This is a genomic window from Corynebacterium sp. HMSC058E07 (genome assembly GCF_001809885.1).
Taxonomy (GTDB): Bacteria; Actinomycetota; Actinomycetes; order Mycobacteriales; family Mycobacteriaceae; genus Corynebacterium; species Corynebacterium macclintockiae.
Map to the genome: position 1 here is coordinate 1 of NZ_KV799233.1, position 688 is coordinate 688.

Here is a 688-nt window from a genome sequence, read left to right on the forward strand (position 1 = left end):
ATAGGCGAGCGGCCTTTGCCTTTGCCTGATACACCGGCTAGACGCATCAGCCGCGCGGTTTGTTCACGACCGATATCGATTCCGTCACGATGAAGAGCATGCCACATTTTCCGCACACCGTAGACACCGTAATTATCCCGATGAATAGCACCAATGCGTTCAACCAGCACAGCATCACGAAGACGGCGAGCACTTAATCCACGGGCCCTGGACTGGCGATACCCACGCGAGGTGATGAACCCACCAGCCCGGTTATCCTTCAACGTCTTACAGATGAACTCGACAGAGAAACGATTCCGGTATTCATCGATGAACCGGATCATTTCCGACGTTGTGGGTCGAGTTCCGACGCGAAAAAAGCCGAGGCAGCCTTTAAAAGTTCATTGGTGTCGCGTAGCTCTTGATTTTCACGGCGAAGCCTCGCGTTTTCGGCGGCCAGATCTTCAGGCACGGGTTCTGGGATGTTTCCCGCACGGCGGGCCTGTTGGGTCCATTGACGAGCCGTGTGCCATGACACCCCCAACTTTGGAGCAACTGCCTGGCACGCGGCTTGCATCGACATGTTTTCCGCCAAGATGCGGTCCTCGACAAGACGGACCACACGGTCCTTCGCATCCTGGTCAAATTTTCTTGGCATGTTCCAGATTTTCCCATCTACTCAAACGGAACAAAACCTGGGACACTTCAG

General features: G+C 54.5%; 1 protein-coding gene and 1 pseudogene. Both read right to left on the bottom strand.

The window, feature by feature from the left end; genetic code table 11:
• Nucleotides 1-323 (bottom strand): IS3 family transposase (locus tag HMPREF2678_RS09920; protein ID WP_141746989.1); only part of this gene is annotated, 323 nt, incomplete at its 3' end.
• Nucleotides 320-662 (bottom strand): annotated as a pseudogene (locus HMPREF2678_RS00535) (transposase). The pseudogene HMPREF2678_RS00535 and the gene HMPREF2678_RS09920, both read right to left, overlap by 4 nt.
• Between the last annotated feature and the right edge of the window lie 26 nt (nucleotides 663-688).